Below are 17,192 nucleotides of genomic sequence, written 5' to 3' on the forward strand. Positions count from 1 at the left end.
CTAGCTCAACTTTCCGGGCACGATCTGCAGGTAGACCAGAGTGATCACGAAGTTCACCACGAACAACATCAGGAACGTGATGACCACCGACTGGTTCACCGCGTCGCCGACGCCCTTCGGCCCACCGGAGGGGTGCAGCCCCCGGTAGGCCGCGACGACGGCCGCGATGAACCCGAAGATCAGCGCTTTCAGCTCGCCCACCCACAGGTCGGGCAGCTGGGCCAGCGCCGAGAAGCTCGCCAGGTAGGCACCGGGGGTGCCGCCCTGGAGAACCACGTTGAAGAAGTAGCCACCGAGCACGCCGATGACGCTGACCATTCCGTTGAGCAGCAACGCGACCAGCATCGAGGCGAGCACGCGCGGCACGATCAGCCGCTGCACCGCCGAGACGCCGAGCACCTCCATCGCGTCGATCTCCTCGCGGATGGTCCGCGCGCCGATGTCCGCGCAGATCGCGCTACCACCGGCGCCGGCCACCAGCAGCGCGGTCACCAGCGGGCTCGCCTGCTGCACGGTGGCCAGCACGCTGCCCGCGCCGGTGTACGACTGCGCGCCGAGCTGGCGGGCCAGCGAGCCGAACTGCAGCGAAATGACCGCGCCGAACGGGATCGCGACCAGCGCGGTGGGCAGGATGGTCACACTGGCGATGAACCAGGCCTGCTGGATGAATTCCCGCATCTGGAACGGTCGCTGAAAGATCCCGCGAATGATGTCCAGCCCGAGGGCGAACAGTTTCCCGGTCTCCCGCAGCATCCCCATCCCGGGAATCTTGGCCGAGGAGGCCGTCGAGCTCATGCGCCACCTGGCCCCGGATTGCGCAGGCGCTCGGTGGAACCCTCTGTTCTCGGCCAGCTGCCGTCGGGGATCTGAGCGACCTGGTCACTGGGCAGCTGACCGCGGTGGCGCTGCGCGACCGGTCCTGTTTGGACGGTCTGGTTGCGCGGCGGCGCGGCGTGCCGCGGGTGGACCCCGTAGTGCGCCTGCTCCTCGGGCGTGAGCGAGTCGATGATCCCTTCCTGCGCCTCGGGCGGCAGGTTGTGCAGGATCTTCATGACCCGGTCCTTGCGGCGGCGCGCGCCCATGCGTTCGGGCATCCCGGGCGCCGGCTGCATCTGCTCCGGAATCCCGGTGACCTCCTCGACACCACCCGCGTGGTGCCCGGCCTCGAACATCGCGCGCTCGGCGGCGATGGTCGCGGAGTCCTTCTCCTCGGACATGCCGATCGGGCCGTCCATCCGGCCGTTGAGGAACTGCTTGACCACCGGCTCCTCACTGGTGAGCAGCACCTCGCGCGGCCCGAACATCACCAGCTCCTTGCGGAAGAGCATGCCCAGGTTGTCCGGCACCGTGCGCGCCAGGTTGATGTTGTGCGTGACGATCAGGAACGTCGCGTCACTCTGGGCGTTCACGTCGAGGAAAAGCTGGCTGATGTAGGTGGTGCGGACCGGGTCCAGACCCGAGTCCGGCTCATCCACCAGGATGATCTCCGGATCCAGCACCAACGCACGAGCCAACCCCGCACGCTTACGCATACCACCGGAAATCTCACCCGGGAGCTTCTTCTCCGCCCCCGCGAGACCGGTCATCTCCAGCTTCTCGAACACGATCCGCCGGATCTCGGTCTCGGACTTCTTCGTGTGCTCCCGCAACGGAAACGCCACGTTGTCGTAGAGGTTCATCGAGCCGAACAGCGCGCCGTCCTGGAACAGCACCCCGAACAGCTTCCGCGTCTCGTACAGCTTGTGCTCACTGCACCGGACGATGTCCACGCCATTGATCATGCACTTGCCGCGATCCGGCTTCAGCAAACCGATCATGGACTTCAGGAACACCGATTTCCCGGTCCCCGACGGACCCAGCATCACCGACACCTCACCCGGGGGCAGTGTCAGTGTCACGTCCCGCCAGATGGTCTGCCTGCCGAACGACTTCGTCAGACCTTCGATGACCACCTCGGCACCCATCGCACCTCCCGGAGCTCCTACGGTGACGGCTCACACACCCTAGACAGGTCGCGCACGGTGAGCACGCCCGCATCATCTGGGTGCAACGAGTTGAGCGCCGTGGAGGTTACTCACGAGTTTCGCAATCCACAAACCAGGTGAACAGTGGACAGCAAAAAAGGGCGGGCACCCACTGTGGGGTGCCCGCCCGAATCTTCCGGGTTACGGAAGTTACTTCACGCTGACCTTGGCGCCGGCAGCCTCGAGCTTCTCCTTGGCGGCGTCGGCGGCTTCCTTGTCGACCTTCTCCAGGAGCGGCTTCGGGGCGCCCTCGACGAGCTCCTTGGCCTCCTTGAGGCCCAGGCCGGAGACGACCTCGCGGACGACCTTGATGACCTGGATCTTCTTGTCGCCGGCACCCTCGAGGATGACGTCGAACTCGTCCTTCTCCTCCTCGGCCGGGGCAGCGGCGGCACCCGGGGCGGCGGCCACGACGGCAGCCGGGGCGGCCGCGGTGACGTCGAAGGTCTCCTCGAACTTCTTCACGAAGTCCGAGAGCTCGAGCAGGGTGAGCTCCTTGAAAGCGTCGAGCAGGTCGTCAGTGCTCAGCTTCGCCATGATGGCGGTCCTTTCTGTTCAGGGGGTGGTGATGGGGGTTCGGTCAGCTCTCGGCTGGTGCCTCGTCCTTGCGCTTTTCCTCGAGCGCGGCGGCAAGACGGGCAACCTGGGACGCCGGCGCCTGGAACAGCGCGGCGGCCTGGGAAAGCTTCGCCTTGAACGCACCCGCGGCCTTGGACAGCAGGACCTCACGGCTGTCGAGATCGGCGAGCTGGTTGATCTCTTCGACGGTGAGGGCGCGGCCATCCATGTAGCCGCCCTTGATGACAAGCGCGTTGTTTTCCTTCGCGAAGTCACGCAGAGCCTTCGCGGCGTCGACAGCCTCACCTTCGACGAAGGCGATGGCGGTCGGGCCGAGGAAAAGCTCCTCGAGACCCTCGATCCCTGCGTCCTCGGCGGCACGCTTGACGAGGGTGTTCTTCGCGACCCGGTACTTGGCAGTGGTGCCGAGAGCGCGGCGCAGCTGGCTCAGCTGGGACACGGAGAGGCCGGTGTACTCGGTGACCACGGTGGCCGAGCTGTTGCGGAACCGGTCCGCGATCTCGGCGACTGCCGCCACCTTGTCGGGCTTCACCATTCCTCGCCTCCTCTCTTGGCTGGGTGACCGCCAGCCCGGAAGGCCTCGAAACGACGAAACGCCCCTGCGCAACAGAAACGCGGGGCGTCACGGGCGCGTACTGAGACGGCCCGGATATCCTTCGTTCCTCCTGCGCGGGCCGCCCGCCACTGCGGGGCCTTCGTTCCACACGCCACGGGACGCGTGGAAAACCAGCGGTCTTCGGTAGAACCGTTGGCCAGCATACCCGGGTATCACCGGTGCTCTTCACGTGGGGCCTGTCATCATGGGCAGGTGGCGGAGCGACCTGAACACCACGAGCCGGACAACACCTCGGGAACCGCCGGGCCACCCACGCCCGCGGACGGCGAGCCGACGCCACCCACCGGGTTGCCCGCGCAACGGTCGGCCGGGCAGCCGCAGCCCGCGGGGGAGCCGCCGCAAGTGCAGTCGGCGCCGCAGCTCGACCCCGAGCAGCTGCGTCAATTCCAGCAGTTCCAACAGTTTCAGGACTACCTGCGCTTCACCGAGGCGCAGCGTCAGGCAGGGCAAGGCGGTCAGCTGGTGCAGCCGCCGGCACAGCCCGGTCAAGTGGCTCAGACCCAGCAGGGCGTCCCGCCGGTACCCCCGCCACCGTACGGCGGTCAGATCCAGGTCAGTCCTCCCCCGGAACGCCCGCGCCCCAAGATCCGCGCCCCTCGCTGGGCGAAGCGCCTCGCCGGGAAAGTCCTTTCAGCGTTGCTGTTCCTGCTGGTACTGCTGATCGCGGGCAAGTTCGCGTACAACTACTTCTTCCCCAGCCAGGACGACGATCGGCCGGCGTCCGAAACCGGCGGCGGGACCTACCACACGAACAAGATCCTCTCGACGCAGCCGTACGAGGCCGTCCGGTCGGTCTACGACGCCATCGCGCAGAAGGACCCGAATCCGGAGGACATGGCCGTCCGGGCCTGCGGCCGGTTCCGCGAAGACATCCAGCAGAAGTTCGGGCAGGACCTCGGTTACGCGGACTGCAGGCAAGCCGTCCTCGCCATCCACGCCCAGGTCACGAACGTCAACGACTACCTGGAGTCGATTCCGAGCCATGTAACCGAGAACTACGGCGACACCGTCGTAGTCGACTCGTGCCGGTTCACGATTTCTGGTGGGCCCGCGCTGGGCGTGTTCACAGTGACCAAGGTCGAGAAGGGCCAGTGGCTCATCACCGGGCACGAGCCCGGCCCGAAGACCTGCGCCCCGGCCACCTCCGCGGCGACGCCGACGAGCTAGAAAAAGCCGATGGCCGGCCTCCCCGGAGGGAGACCGGCCATCGGTGTGCTCGAAGGACTCAGGCGTCCGCGGCGAGCAGGTTGCGGGTGCGCGCCGGGTCGACCGGGATACCCGGGCCCATCGTGGTGGAGAAGGTGACCTTCTGCAGGTAACGCCCCTTCGCGGCGGACGGCTTCGCACGCAGGATCTCGTCCAGCGCGGCGGCGTAGTTCTCCACGAGCTTCTCCGGCTCGAACGACGCCTTGCCGATCACCAGGTGCAGGTTGGCCTGCTTGTCCACCCGGAAGGAGATCTTGCCGCCCTTGATGTCGGCGACGGCCTTCGCGACCGCGGGGGTCACGGTGCCCGTCTTCGGGTTCGGCATCAGGCCACGCGGGCCGAGGATCCGGGCGATGCGCCCGACCTTGGCCATCTGGTCCGGGGTCGCGATGGCGGCGTCGAAGTCGAGCCAGCCACCCTGGATCCGCTCGATCAGCTCGTCGCTGCCGACCGCGTCCGCGCCGGCGCTCTCGGCCTCGGCGGCCTTGTCGCCGACCGCGAACACGATGACGCGGGCCGTCTTGCCGGTACCGTGCGGCAGGTTCACGGTGCCGCGGACCATCTGGTCGGCCTTGCGGGGGTCGACCCCGAGACGCACGGCCACCTCGACCGTGGCGTCCATCTTCACCTTGGAGGTCTCTTTCGCGAGCTTCGCCGCGTCGAGCGGGGCGTAGAGCCGCTCGCGGTCGATCAGCTCGGCGGCCTGACGGTAGGCCTTGCTGCGCTTGGTCATGCTCTGTCCTTAACTACTTCGAAAAGTGGATCAGTGTGGTCCCGGGCCAGCGCCTGGCCCTCCCACGTGTGGCGCTCTCGCGCGACCACGACGCCCATCGAGCGGCCGCCGTGGACTCGGCGCCGACTATTCGACCGTGATGCCCATCGACCGCGCCGTGCCGGCGATGATCTTGGCGGCCTGGTCGATGTCGTGCGCGTTCAGGTCGCTCTTCTTCGTCTCGGCGATCTCCCGCACCTGGTCCCAGGTCACCTTGGCGACCTTGGTCTTGTGCGGCTCGCCGGAGCCCTTTTCGACACCGGCGGCCTTCAGCAGCAGCTTCGCCGCCGGCGGGGTCTTGAGCTTGAAGTCGAACGAGCGGTCTTCGTACACGGAGATCTCGACCGGCACCACATTGCCACGCTGCGACTCGGTCGCGGCGTTGTAGGCCTTGCAGAACTCCATGATGTTGACACCGTGCTGACCCAGCGCGGGGCCGACCGGCGGAGCCGGGTTCGCGGCACCCGCCTGAATCTGCAGCTTGATGATCGCTGCAAGCTTCTTCTTCTTGGGTGGCATTACCTGTTCCTATTCACTACTGGCTCCCCCGTGCGCCTGCCTGCACACAGGGGCCAACGATCCAGTGTACGGATCGTCAGATCTTGGAGACCTGGTTGAACGAAAGTTCGACCGGCGTCTCGCGGCCGAAGATCGACACCAGCACCTTCAGCTTCTGGTTGTCGGCGTTGACCTCGCTGATCGTCGCCGGGAGCGTGGCGAACGGGCCGTCCATGACGGTGACCGACTCGCCCACCTCGAAGTCCACCTCGACCGGGGCGGCGCCCAGTGAGGTCTCGGCCGATGCCGCCTCGCCCTTGGCCTTCGCCGGTGCGGGCTTCTCCACCTTCGGCGCCAGGAACTTCAGCACGTCGTCGATGGTCAGCGGGGACGGCTTGGACGTCGCGCCGACGAAGCCGGTGACACCCGGGGTGTTGCGCACCGCGCTCCACGAGGCGTCGTTCAGCTCCATCCGGACCAGGATGTAGCCGGGCAGCACCTTCTGCTGCACGACCTTGCGCTGGCCGTTCTTGATCTGGGTGACCTCTTCGGTCGGCACCTCGATCTGGAAGATGTAGTCCTCGACGTCCAGGGTGGTCGTCCGGGTCTCGAGGTTGTTCTTCACCTTGTTCTCGTAGCCGGCGTAGGAGTGCACCACGTACCAGTCGCCGGGGAGCGATTTCAGCTCCGCGCGCAGCTTCTCGACCGGGTCTTCCTCTTCCGCATCTTCGGCCACGGCCTCGTCGGCTTCTCCGGCCGCGGGCTCGCTATCGTCGTCAGCGGTCGGTTCGAGGTCGGCCTCCGCCTCGGCGGTGTCCTCGGCTGCCTCGCTCACCGGCTCGACCGACTCGTCAAACTCGTCGCCAGCGGCAACGCCGTTCTCGGAGGTCACGTTCCGTCCTCTCACTTGATCGCTAATCGTGTCCCGGTGGGCCCGCGCTCGTGGCGCTCAGCCGAACAGCCAGAACACGCCCTTGCGGAACGCGAAGTCCAGCACATAGACCAACGCGACCATGAAAGCCACGAAGACCAGCACCACGGTGGTGTAGGTGATCATCTGCTTGCGCGTGGGCCAGATGACCTTGCGCAGCTCGGCCCACACCTCGCGGATGAACCGCACCAGCCTCGCGAAGAGCGAGGGCTTCTTCTGCTTGCGATCCCGCTTGGGGGTCGCCCGGCCCTTCTTGGTCTCGGCCGCCTTACCCGATTCCGTGGCGGAACCGGCTTTGGTGGCCGGCCGGGCCTTGTCCTTGTCGGACTCCTTGGCCGTGGCCTTCCCGGCCGGGCGCGCGGAGGCGCGGCGCTCGCGCCGAGCCGCGGCGGTGACCGGACGAGAAGCCCGCTTGGACTCCTGTTCCTGTTCGCCGCCGGCGTCGCTGTCGCTCACGACCACTCCTCGGGTTGGACCACCTATGTCGACGCAGGGGTGACAGGACTTGAACCTGCAACCTGCGGTTTTGGAGACCGCTGCTCTGCCATTTGAGCTACACCCCTTTGAGCACACCTACCGCTCACCGGACATCCTTCACCAACCCCGTGCCGGGTGCGGGGCGGGGTTCCGGACGTTCCAAGTTCGACACTCTACGGCAAGGCCTCTCGGGGCCCGCAACCGAGCCCTCCCCTGCATGCTTGATCACCAGCCGCGCGTGCCACCATGGAAGCCATGACCTCACCCGCAACCGTGACCCGTCCGCGCATCTCCGCCCGCATCGCCGGCATCACGCCGTCCGCGACTCTCGCGGTGGACGCGAAGGTCAAGGCGCTCAAGGCCGAGGGCCGTCCGGTGATCGGCTTCGGCGCGGGACAGCCCGACTTCCCGACCCCCGACTACGTCGTCGAAGCCGCGGCCGCCGCCGTGCGCGACAGGGCCAACCACGGTTACACCGCCGCGGCCGGCCTGCCGGAACTGCGCGAAGCACTCGTGGAGAAGACGAAGCGCGACTCCGGCTTCGAGGTGCAGTCGTCCCAGGTGCTCGTGACCAACGGTGGCAAGCAGGCCGTCTACTCCGCCTTCGCCACGCTGCTCGACCCGGGCGACGAGGTGCTGCTGCTGGCCCCGTACTGGACCACGTACCCGGAGTCGATCAAGCTCGCCGGCGGCGTCCCGGTGCAGGTCACCGCGGACGAGTCCACCGGTTACAAGGTGACCGTCGACCAGCTCGAGGCCGCCCGCACCGGACGCACCAAGGTGCTGCTGTTCAACTCCCCGTCGAACCCGACCGGCGCGGTGTACACCCGCGACGAGATCGAAGCGATCGGCAAGTGGGCGCACGAGCACGGCGTCTGGGTCGTCACCGACGAGATCTACGAGCACCTTGTCTACGACGAGGCCGTGAACCACTCGCTGCCGGTCGTGGTGCCCGAGATGGCCGACCAGACGCTGGTGCTCAACGGCGTGGCCAAGACGTACTCGATGACGGGCTGGCGGGTCGGCTGGATCCTCGGCCCGCAGGACGTGATCAAGGCGGCCTCGAGCTACCAGACCCACCTGTGCGGCAACGTCTCGAACGTCGCGCAGCGTGCCGCGCTCGCCGCGGTCGCCGGCCCGCTCGACATCGTGGCCGAGATGCGCGCCGCGTTCGACGTGCGCCGCAAGAAGATCGTCGAGCTGCTGTCGGCCATCCCCGGTGTCGAGTGCCCGACGCCGAAGGGCGCGTTCTACGCGTACCCGTCCTTCAAGGGCGTGCTGGGCAAGGAGATCCGCGGCGAGAAGCCGCAGGACACCCTCGAGCTGGCCGACCTGCTGCTGCGTGAGGCCGAGGTCGCCGCGGTGCCGGGTGAAGCGTTCGGGACCCCGGGCTACTTCCGGTTCTCCTACGCGCTGGCCGAGTCCGACCTCGTCGAGGGCGTGAACCGGGTCGCGAACCTCCTCGCCGAGGCCAAGTAGCGATCCGGAAGGTTTTCGCCGGCCTGGTCCTCCTGGTGCTCGTCGCCGGGGGGATCGGGTTCGGCGTGTACCGCGCGCAACAGGATTCGGCGTCCCCCGCGCCGTCGCCGGTCGCCTTGCCGCCGGCGAGCGGGAAGTACGTGGCGCTGGGCGATTCGTACACCTCTTCTCCGCGCACCGGCGCCCTCGTCGGCACGCCACCGGGCTGCGACCGTTCGGACAACAACTACCCGCGGCTGGTGGCCGCCCAGCTCCGGGTCGCCGAGTTCACCGACGTCAGCTGCAGCGGCGCCACCACCGCGAACATCACCGGCACGCAGCAGACCGCGAACGGCACGAACCAGCCGCAGCTCGACTCGCTCGACGACGCCACCACGCTCGTGACGCTCGGCATCGGCGGCAACGACGTCGGCTTCATCGGGCTGGCGCACGACTGCCTGACCCAGGACCCCGCGGTTTCGCCGTGCAAGGCCAAAATGGCCTCCGGCGGGCGCGACGAGCTGGCCGCCCGGATCACCGCGACCACGCCCAAGATCGACCGGGTGCTGACCGAAATCCACGAGCGGGCACCGAAAGCGAAGATCGTGGTCGTCGGCTACCCGTCCGCGCTGCCCGACGGCGGCGGCTGCTGGCCGTTCCTGCCGCTGGGCACGGCCGACGTCGCGTACCTGCGCGACGCGGCCGCGAAGTTCAACGACATGCTTGCCGCGCAAGCGAAAGCGCACGGCGCGCACTACGCGGACACGGCGACGCCCAGCAAGGGGCACGACATGTGCCAGAAGGCGGCGACCAAATGGGTCGAGGACCTGGTGCCGTCCTCCCCCGCGCTTTCCCTGCACCCCAACGCAAACGGCGAACGCGCCATGGCCGACGCCGTCACCAGCGCGGCAAGCTAGGCGGCCATCAGGGCTGGCAGTTCCTCGCGTAGGTCGCGTTGCCAGTAGGGCGCGGTGTGCGTGCCGGGACCGTAGTCGTCGAAGGTGTGGGGGATGCCGAGAGCGGTCAGCCGCTCGTCGAAGGACACCGACGCCGCGTGGATCCAGTACTCCGTCAGATCCGGCAGCGCGGCTCCGTCATAGGGGCCCGGCTGCCCGTTCCCGGTGTAGACGGCCAGGTGCAGGCCGCGCAGGTTTTCCGCGATGGCCCAAGGGTTGTGGGCCTCCCAGAGCCGGTTGTCCAGCAGCCGCAGCCCCCAGACCGCCGTCGGCACGCGAAGATCGGCGAGCGGCGAGACCTCGACGGTGAACGTGGCCGGGATGCTGTCGAGATCGACCGCGCCGGAGAAGCTCGCGGCCGCCGCGAAGAGCCCGGGATGCCTTGCCGCGTAGCTCATCGCGCCGAAACCGCCCATCGACAGGCCCGCGATCACCCGCACCGAGTCGGTCCGGAAGTGCCCGTCCACCCACGGGACGAGCTGATCGAGATGGTAGGTCTCCCACTCCGGCGGGCCGCCGAAACCGAAGTTGAGCCAGTCCGAGTACCAGCCGCCCTGCCCGCCGTCGGGCATCACCACGATCACCGGCACGCCTGCGGTGATCGCCTGCGCGTCGCCTTCGTCCGTCCACCACCGATAGTCGGAAGTGCCGCCGTGCAACAGATACAGCACGCGGTACCGCTGCTGGGGATGCTCGTCGTAACCGTCCGGCAGGAGGACGCGGAAGCCGGTTTCGCCGTCGATCGCGGGCGTGGTGGCGGTCAGCTCCAGCAGCCGCGCGTTCACCTGCCGTTGCGACACCACCTGGAGCTCATCCGGATCAGCGCGGGCCGGGACGGGAAGCAGCAGGCACACCAGAACGACGACTACTGAAACAACCCCGCGCATACACCGAGCGTAAGTACGCTATCCGGGCGCCGAGCGGGATCGTTTTGCACCCGTGACCGCTAACGGACGAGCGCGGTTGCCTTGCCCAGCACCGTTTTCCCGTCGAACTTCGCCGTGATGTCGACGCGCGCGAGGCCGTCTTCGCGCACCTCACCGACCTTGCCGGTGAACTCGACGAGCGCGCCTTCTTCGTTGTCCGGCACCACGACGGGCCGCGTGAACCGAACGCCGTATTCGACGAGCTTGCTCGGGTCGCCGAGCCAGTCGGTGATCAGCCTGCCGCCCAACGCCATCGTCAGCATCCCGTGCGCGATCACGTCGGGCAGGCCGACCTCCTTGGCGAAGCGCTCGTTCCAGTGGATCGGGTTGAAGTCCAAAGACGCGCCCGCGTACCGGACCAGCCTGTCCCGGGTGACGTGGACGCTCAGCGGCGGCAGCTCCGTGCCGGTCGTGTAGCTCATCAGGCACCTTCCCCTCGGACCACGAGCTGCGCGCGCGTGGTGCACACCGGCTCACCGTTCTCGTCGGCGATGTCGGCGCGGACGGTCAGGAAGTCGTTGCCCGCACGGGTCATGATGTCCTCGACCTGAGTGGTCAGCCGCAGCCTGTCGCCGGCGCGGACCGCGCGCGTGTGGCGGAAGCTCTGGTCGCCGTGCACCATCCGCGAATAGTCAAGGCCCAGCTCCGGGTCGGCGACGATCGTGTTGATCGCCGCCAGGTTGATCACCGTGAGGAACGTGGGCGGCGCGATCACGTCGGGATGACCGGCCGCGCGGGCCGCTTCCGGATCCCGGTAGACCGGGTTCTCGTCGCCGATCGCGTCGGCGAACTCCCTGATCTTCTCGCGCCCGACTTCGTACGTGCTGGTGGGCGGGTACGTCCGCCCGATGAACGACTGGTCAAGTGCCACGCGTCGAGACTACCCAGCAGCCCGGGCGCCGCTGGTGGACGGGTGACGCGACTGGGCTGACCGTGGGAGGCCGGCCACCGCGCGTGATCGGGGTTTCCTACCCACCGGAAGGTTCAGGGCCATGTGAATGAAACGCCTGTACCACAGACTGCAACTCGGTCAATATTGAACCATGCACAGCACCGCGCGGTCCGCAATGGACCTATTTTCACCGGAGGTGGCCGAGGAGCCTTACGGGTACTACCGAAAGCTTCGCGACGCCGGTCCGGTCGTATACCTGGAAAACCTGGACGCCTACGCACTCAGCCGCTACGAAGATGTCCGTGCGGCGCTGAAAGACTGGCACACCTTCGGTTCCGCCGAAGGCACCGCGTTCAACCCGGCGATGAACGAGAACGTCCAGGGCGTGATCCTCACCGCCGAACCGCCGGAACACGGCGCGCTGCGAGCGGCGCTGATGGACCGGCTCCGCCTCAGTACGGTGCGCGAGCTCGGTGACTGGGTACAGGAGCGCGCGGACGAGTTCGTCGATCCGCTGGTGCAGCTCGGCAGTTTCGACGTCGCGACCGAACTGTCCCGGCCGTTCCCGGCTTCGGTGGTCGGCGAGCTGATCGGGTTGAAGCCGGAGATGACCGAGAAGTTCGTGGTCGGCAGCGACGCGGTGTTCGCCGCGATGGGGCCGATGAACGACCTGACGCGGCGGGGCCTGTCGATCGTGGGCGAAGTGCTCGAGACGATCGCCGGGCTGTCCGCGGACGATCTCGTGCCGGGCAGTATGGGCGCGGATCTCTACGAGGCGGCCGCGCGCGGGGAGATCCCGCCGGACCACGTGGTGAAGCTGCTGTGGAACTACGCCGGCCCGGCGTTCGACACCACGATCCACGCGATCAGCAACCTGATCAGGGCGCTGGCGGACAATCCGGGACAACTGGCGCTGCTGCACGAAAACCCGTCGCTGGTGCCCGCCGCGGTGGACGAAGGACTGCGCTACGACGCACCGATCCAGATCTGGGGCCGGTACTGCCGCAAGGACTTCGCCTTCGGTGATTCGGTCGTGCCCGCCGACTCGCGCGTCGCGCTCCTGTTCGGCGCGGCGAACCGGGACGAGCGGCGCTTCCCGGCCCCGGACCGGTTCGACATCCGGCGCAATGCGCGGGACATGCTGAGCTTCGGCTACGGCCTGCACAGGTGCACCGGGGCGCCCTTGGCACAGCTGGAGATCGAGGCCGTGCTCCGGGCCTTCGTGACTCGGGTGCAGGCGGTCGAAGTGCTGGAGAGCGAGCGGCACCTGAACCACACCGTGCGAGGGTTCCGGAGCCTGAGGATTCAGGTGCACACATGAGGAACCGCCCCGGGGCGACCCCGGGGCGGTTCGCGCAAAGCTGTGTGGCTTAGCGGGTTTCCTTGTGCGTCCGGTGCGTACCGCAGTTCGGGCAGAACTTCTTCATCTCCAGGCGGTCCGGGTCGTTGCGCCGGTTCTTCCTGGTGATGTAGTTGCGGTGCTTGCACTCCTCGCACGCCAGCGTGATCTTCGGTCGCACGTCGGTGGCAGCCACGGCTACGCCTTTCTCTACAAAACTCGAATCCCGGTAGCGGTGGCCGGACTTGAACCGGCGACACAGCGATTATGAGCCGCTTGCTCTGCCAACTGAGCTACACCGCCCTGTACGCCCTGATCCTACCGGACCACCGTTGGGGGTCCAGGGGGCTCGCCCCCTGGCGGGGGCCTGGGGGCTTGGCCCCCAGAGGACACCTGCGAAGCGAGTCAGCCTCGCAGCTTGGCTGCGGGCAGACTGCACCTACTCGCGAGCCCCTTTACGGAATCGAACCGTAGACCTTCTCCTTACCATGGAGACGCTCTGCCGACTGAGCTAAAGGGGCGGGTCAACGCCTCAACGTTGAAGCCTCGAAGAGATTACACAATGACCGCTCGGGTCTGTGCACGGGGGTCGGTTACGTCAGCAATGTCAGCACTGCCTCGGTCTGCCGGCTCACCGACCTCGCCGTACGGGCCTGCAGCCAGGCCTCCAGTCGATCTTCCGGCAGCGGACGGGAGATGAGGTAGCCCTGGGCCACGTCGCAGCCCATCGCTTCCAGCTGGTCCCGCGCGATGTCCTCCTCCACGCCCTCGGCGACCACCGTCAGGCCGAGCGAATGGCCCAGCTCGACGATGGAGCGGACCACGGCGAGGTCGCCGAGATCGGTGCCCATGCCGAGGACGAAGCTCTTGTCGATCTTCACCTCGTCCACCGGCAGCTGGCGCAGGTACGCCAGCGAGGAGTACCCGGTGCCGAAGTCGTCGACCGCGAGCACGATGCCCAGCGCGTGCAGCTCACGCAGGATGGGCAGTGCCTTCTGCGGATCCGCCATCACCCCGGACTCGGTGAGCTCGAAGGTGAGCAGCTCGGGCGGGACGTCGAACTTGCGCAGCGCCTCGACCACCTTCGCGGGGAAGTCGGTGTCGGCGAGGTTCCGGACGGACAGGTTCACCGCCGCGGCGATGCGCAGCCCCTCGTCCATCCACTTGCGGACCCGGATCAGCGACTGCTCGAGCACGAACCCGGTGAGCACGCCGATCAGCCCGGCCGCCTCGACGGCGGGCACGAACTCGTCCGGGTCGAGCCTGCCGAACTCCGGGTGCTGCCAGCGGACCAGCGCCTCCACGCCGAGCACCTGTTTGCTCGGCAGCGAGACCTTGGGCTGGTAGTGCACGCTGATCTGGCCCTCTTCCAGCGCCTGCCGGAACTGGGTGACCATCTGGAACCGGCGCAGGAAGATCTGCCCCATGCTGGGCACGTAGCCGCGGACCTCTTCACCGCCGCGCGTGGCGCGTACGGCCACGTCGGCTCGCTGCAGCAGCCCGTCGACGTCCAGTTCCTCGCCGCCACCTTCGGCGGCCGGGGTGGCGTAGCCGACCATCGCGTTCGCCTCGACCGTCAGCCTGTCGACCGGGTACGGCGCGGAAAGCTGGGCGCGGAGGCGCTCGGCGACGTCGTGGATCTCGGTCTCCTGGCAGCCGACGACCAAGGCCGCGAAGGACGCGCCTTCGAGCCGGGCCAGCGGGACGTCGGGGCCGAGCGCGTCCCGGATGCGGCGGCCGGCGGCGATCACCATGCGGTCCGCCCACGTGTAGCCGAGTGCGTCGCTGACCGTGGAGAACACGTCGAGATCCACCCGGACCACCGCGGCGTCCATCCGGTTGCTCAGCGGTTCGCGGGCCACCTGCCGGAAGCCGGGCCGGTTGAGCAGGCCGGTCAGCGGGTCGTGGTACGCGTCGTGGCGGAGCGTGGCGAGCAGACGGCGGTTGTCCAGCGAAGTGGCGAGGTGGCTGGCCATCGTGCCGAGCAGCTGGACGTCGTACTTGCCGAAACCGCGCCAGCGGGACAGCCTGTCGTGCGCTTCGACGACGCCGAGCAGCTGGTTGGCGCTGCGCAGCGGGACGACGAGCGCTTCCTGCACTCCCCTGTCGAGCAGCGCGGCGGCCACGTCGGGGTTCGCCTCGGTGATGCGGAAGTGCCGGACGTGCGCGCCGGGCAGGCGGACCAGCGCGTCGTCCCCGTTGCGGTCGACGCCCGGCAGCGGCTCGCCCGCGACGACCGTGCGCATCGGCGCCGTGGCCTCCAGGCGCAGGCGCAGCACGACCCTGGCGGCGGCCAGCTGGTCCTTGATGCGTTCGGCGATGGTGGCCCATTCGCTCACGTCGACGCCGCCGACGAGATCGTCGACGCGGCTGGCCGGGCGGGCGGCGGCCTGCTGCCCGGAGCGGGCGACCATCAGGCTCACGTCGGAAAGCGCTTCCATGTCCCGCTGCTCGCGGAGCAGATCGGAATAAGCCCAGTACAGCGCGGAAAGTCCGAGGAAGACGGCGACCACGAGCGGCCAGGCGTGCGTGCTGCCCGCGATCACGAGGTAGCCACTGAGGCCGACCGAGGCGTTCACGAAACCGACGACCAGGATCCGCACGGTGAGCCGCAACGCGGTGCCGATCCGCATCCGGCGGCGCAGCACCCGGACGGCGGCCAGCGCCAGCAGCGTGCTGGCCAGCGGCGCCGTCAGCGTGCCGGCGAGCGCGGCGGGCCACGTCATTTCGGTGGCGCCCATGATGCGCTGCACCGCGCCGGCGACCGCGAACGCGCTGGTGATCTCCAGCAGGAAAGCGCCGGCGTTGTAGAGGACGCGGCCGGAGACGCGGCGCACGACCAGCGTGCTGATCCCGGCGACGAGGTGTGCGGCGAGCACGACTTCGAACGGGGCGACGAAGAAGCCGATCACCAGTGGGATCTCGGTGAAGGAGATGGTCCAGGAGATCCCGCTGCGGACGTCGACGTTGATCCCGAGCTGTTCGGCGAGCAGGAAGGACAGCGCGAGCACCGGGCCGATCCACCACTGGCTGGCGTCGCCCTCGAAGGGCAGCCAGGCGGAGACGGCGGCCGCTGTCAGCAGCCCGAAGGTGAGCACCACGACGGTGTAGCGGCGGAACCGCCGTTCGTCCCCGCGCCGTTCTGACGGCTTCGAGGTGTCGTCGACCAGCTCGGCTGCCACCGGAACCGGCGTTTCCGACGTATCCTTGGTGCCCGGCATGCGACCTCCTTCCCCCACTCGCCCCCAGTGCGTGCGGCCCGGAACTGCCATCCGGTCCGGTGACCTTGATCTCCTGGCCGAATGGGGTGTCACTGTACCCCGGTGGGCGTACTTCGGCCTCTTTCCGTGTGCCATGGGATCAGCTGATAGTTAACAATGCGCCAACTACGGAGAGCTTCCGTGGCGACCGGGTGAAACTAGAGCCCTTTTCGCGTTTTGCCTGGTCGCTGGCGGTAATCGACCCCTCTATGTCCCGGTCACCGTGATTGGTCTTCAATACGCGCATGAATACGGAGGCGATCGCCACGGAGCACGCCACCAGGTTGAGCAGCGTCGACCCTTTACTCCCCCGATTCGACCCGCTTGCGGAGCCGGAACGGGCGTCGGAGGCCTTTCGCGTCATAATCGGGGATTCCGGCGCGCTGGGGTTCGCGCTGCGCTCGGAGATCGATCCGTCCTCGAGTGACTCTCTGTGGCGGGCGCTGGTGGAACACCGGCTTTCCCTGCAGTTCACGGGGCCAGACCCCGGTGAATGTTTGACGAGAATTCTCAGTCAATGGGACGAATATCTCACTGACACGGCTCCGCCAGGCGACTGGGACGTCGCTGCCGTGGTGCCGCGGCCGAGCCGGGACACCGTGGGATCGGCCGAACTGCTGCGCCACGGCTTCGCCCCGCTGCGCGTGCTCGCGGTGCGCCCGGCCGACAGGCTCGCCGCCGCGGGCCCGCCCGGCGAGCCGGGTGTGCGAATCCGCCCGGCCGAGCCGTCCGACCTCCGTACCGCAGTGAGTCTGTACGCCGAATTGCAGCGCTACGACGCCGAATTCGGCAGTGTCACGCTGCGCGAGAACGCGACCGAGCTGCTCACCGCGGACATGGCCCGCGAGCTGGGTAAACACGAGCACGAGCCGACGGTGTGGATCGCCGAGCTGTACGGCAGGCCGCTCGGCCTGCTGCAGATCCAGCACCCGGCGGACACCGGCTGGATCTCGCCGTATGTCTCGGCCGAGCGGGTCGGCTACCTCTCTTCTCTGCACGTCGCGGAGGCCGCCCGGTCCTCCGGCGTCGGCACCGCGCTGGCGGCGCACGCGCACCAGCTCTTCGACGAGGCGGGCGTCGACGCGGTGCTGCTGCACCACGCGCTGGCGAACCCGACCTCCACTCCGTTCTGGTACGGGCAGGGCTACCGGCCGCTGTGGACCTACTGGCATCGGCGCCCGGCGGTGCTCGCTCACAGCGAACGAGCAGCGGAAACAAACTCGCTCCGGAAAAGGTTGAGCTGAGCAGACTCAACTTA

Annotated in this window: 18 protein-coding genes and 3 tRNA genes; 5 read left to right on the forward strand and 16 right to left on the reverse strand. The window is 68.0% G+C overall.

Annotation, left to right across the window (positions count from 1 at the left end):
* The 4 genes from FPZ12_RS10505 to rplJ all read right to left on the reverse strand — a co-directional run bounded on the left by FPZ12_RS10505 (position 1) and on the right by rplJ (position 3,138).
* On the reverse strand, positions 1-795 hold the full coding sequence (locus FPZ12_RS10505; protein WP_166462678.1) for an MlaE family ABC transporter permease: 795 nt from the start codon (positions 793-795) through the stop codon (positions 1-3).
* Positions 792-1,964 carry an ABC transporter ATP-binding protein gene (locus tag FPZ12_RS10510; RefSeq protein WP_144747608.1) on the reverse strand — a complete coding sequence of 391 codons (1,173 nt, stop codon included), beginning with the start codon at positions 1,962-1,964 and terminating at the stop codon, positions 792-794. Before FPZ12_RS10510 ends, FPZ12_RS10505 begins: the two co-directional genes overlap by 4 nt.
* 210 nt (positions 1,965-2,174) lie before the next feature.
* A complete protein-coding gene (gene rplL / locus FPZ12_RS10515; protein ID WP_144747607.1) occupies positions 2,175-2,561 on the reverse strand; it encodes a 50S ribosomal protein L7/L12 in 387 nt (128 codons plus the stop codon).
* Between the two features lie 43 nt (positions 2,562-2,604).
* Positions 2,605-3,138, reverse strand: a complete 534-nt coding sequence (rplJ, locus tag FPZ12_RS10520; RefSeq protein ID WP_144747606.1) for a 50S ribosomal protein L10 — start codon at positions 3,136-3,138, stop codon at positions 2,605-2,607.
* Positions 3,139-3,411: 273 nt separating this feature from the next.
* Here rplJ and FPZ12_RS10525 point away from each other — a divergent pair, with 273 nt between their 5' ends.
* Positions 3,412-4,386: a hypothetical protein gene (locus tag FPZ12_RS10525; protein WP_166462679.1), complete on the forward strand. Its 975-nt coding sequence runs from the start codon at positions 3,412-3,414 to the stop codon at positions 4,384-4,386.
* Positions 4,387-4,444: 58 nt separating this feature from the next.
* On the opposite strand, the gene rplA is transcribed toward FPZ12_RS10525, so the two are convergent.
* The 5 genes from rplA to FPZ12_RS10550 form a co-directional block, all read right to left on the reverse strand.
* Complete coding sequence (rplA, locus tag FPZ12_RS10530) at positions 4,445-5,158, reverse strand: 50S ribosomal protein L1 (RefSeq protein ID WP_144747605.1); 714 nt, start codon at positions 5,156-5,158, stop codon at positions 4,445-4,447.
* 126 nt (positions 5,159-5,284) lie between these two features.
* On the reverse strand, positions 5,285-5,716 hold the full coding sequence (gene rplK / locus FPZ12_RS10535) for a 50S ribosomal protein L11 (RefSeq protein ID WP_139095431.1): 432 nt from the start codon (positions 5,714-5,716) through the stop codon (positions 5,285-5,287).
* Between the two features lie 76 nt (positions 5,717-5,792).
* A complete protein-coding gene (gene nusG / locus FPZ12_RS10540) occupies positions 5,793-6,587 on the reverse strand; it encodes a transcription termination/antitermination protein NusG (protein ID WP_144747604.1) in 795 nt (264 codons plus the stop codon).
* Between the two features lie 57 nt (positions 6,588-6,644).
* Positions 6,645-7,088 carry a preprotein translocase subunit SecE gene (gene secE, locus FPZ12_RS10545; protein WP_144747603.1) on the reverse strand — a complete coding sequence of 148 codons (444 nt, stop codon included), beginning with the start codon at positions 7,086-7,088 and terminating at the stop codon, positions 6,645-6,647.
* A gap of 28 nt (positions 7,089-7,116) precedes the next feature.
* A tRNA-Trp gene (locus tag FPZ12_RS10550) sits at positions 7,117-7,189 on the reverse strand.
* Positions 7,190-7,358: 169 nt separating this feature from the next.
* On the opposite strand from FPZ12_RS10550, the gene FPZ12_RS10555 reads away from it, so the two are divergent.
* A complete protein-coding gene (locus FPZ12_RS10555) occupies positions 7,359-8,582 on the forward strand; it encodes a pyridoxal phosphate-dependent aminotransferase (RefSeq protein ID WP_144747602.1) in 1,224 nt (407 codons plus the stop codon).
* Positions 8,583-8,617: 35 nt separating this feature from the next.
* Positions 8,618-9,478 carry an SGNH/GDSL hydrolase family protein gene (locus tag FPZ12_RS10560; protein ID WP_243769778.1) on the forward strand — a complete coding sequence of 287 codons (861 nt, stop codon included), beginning with the start codon at positions 8,618-8,620 and terminating at the stop codon, positions 9,476-9,478.
* Here the strand turns inward: FPZ12_RS10560 and FPZ12_RS10565 are convergent.
* The 3 genes from FPZ12_RS10565 to FPZ12_RS10575 are packed head-to-tail and all read right to left on the reverse strand — an operon-like array spanning position 9,475 to position 11,314.
* The gene (locus FPZ12_RS10565) at positions 9,475-10,404 is read right to left on the reverse strand and encodes an alpha/beta hydrolase (protein ID WP_144747600.1); all 930 of its coding nucleotides are present in this window, start codon (positions 10,402-10,404) and stop codon (positions 9,475-9,477) included. The genes FPZ12_RS10560 and FPZ12_RS10565 overlap by 4 nt on opposite strands.
* 59 nt (positions 10,405-10,463) lie before the next feature.
* Positions 10,464-10,865, reverse strand: a complete 402-nt coding sequence (locus FPZ12_RS10570) for a MaoC family dehydratase (protein ID WP_144747599.1) — start codon at positions 10,863-10,865, stop codon at positions 10,464-10,466.
* Positions 10,865-11,314, reverse strand: a complete 450-nt coding sequence (locus tag FPZ12_RS10575; RefSeq protein WP_144747598.1) for a MaoC family dehydratase N-terminal domain-containing protein — start codon at positions 11,312-11,314, stop codon at positions 10,865-10,867. Before FPZ12_RS10575 ends, FPZ12_RS10570 begins: the two co-directional genes overlap by 1 nt.
* Before the next feature lie 217 nt (positions 11,315-11,531).
* Here FPZ12_RS10575 and FPZ12_RS10580 point away from each other — a divergent pair, with 217 nt between their 5' ends.
* Positions 11,532-12,656, forward strand: a complete 1,125-nt coding sequence (locus FPZ12_RS10580; RefSeq protein WP_166462680.1) for a cytochrome P450 — start codon at positions 11,532-11,534, stop codon at positions 12,654-12,656.
* A 49-nt stretch (positions 12,657-12,705) separates the two neighbouring features.
* Here FPZ12_RS10580 and rpmG read toward each other — a convergent pair whose 3' ends face one another.
* The 4 genes from rpmG to FPZ12_RS10600 form a co-directional block, all read right to left on the reverse strand.
* Complete coding sequence (gene rpmG / locus FPZ12_RS10585; protein ID WP_144747596.1) at positions 12,706-12,870, reverse strand: 50S ribosomal protein L33; 165 nt, start codon at positions 12,868-12,870, stop codon at positions 12,706-12,708.
* 34 nt (positions 12,871-12,904) lie between these two features.
* Positions 12,905-12,977, reverse strand: a tRNA-Met gene (locus tag FPZ12_RS10590).
* Positions 12,978-13,122: 145 nt separating this feature from the next.
* Positions 13,123-13,195: transfer RNA gene (locus tag FPZ12_RS10595), tRNA-Thr, on the reverse strand.
* A gap of 72 nt (positions 13,196-13,267) precedes the next feature.
* The gene (locus tag FPZ12_RS10600; protein WP_144760071.1) at positions 13,268-15,895 is read right to left on the reverse strand and encodes a putative bifunctional diguanylate cyclase/phosphodiesterase; all 2,628 of its coding nucleotides are present in this window, start codon (positions 15,893-15,895) and stop codon (positions 13,268-13,270) included.
* Between the two features lie 284 nt (positions 15,896-16,179).
* On the opposite strand from FPZ12_RS10600, the gene FPZ12_RS10605 reads away from it, so the two are divergent.
* Positions 16,180-17,178 carry a GNAT family N-acetyltransferase gene (locus tag FPZ12_RS10605; RefSeq protein ID WP_144760068.1) on the forward strand — a complete coding sequence of 333 codons (999 nt, stop codon included), beginning with the start codon at positions 16,180-16,182 and terminating at the stop codon, positions 17,176-17,178.
* The last annotated feature ends 14 nt before the right edge of the window (positions 17,179-17,192 follow it).

The sequence above is a fragment of the Amycolatopsis acidicola genome (genome assembly GCF_007713735.2).
Classification (GTDB): Bacteria; Actinomycetota; Actinomycetes; order Mycobacteriales; family Pseudonocardiaceae; genus Amycolatopsis_E; species Amycolatopsis_E acidicola.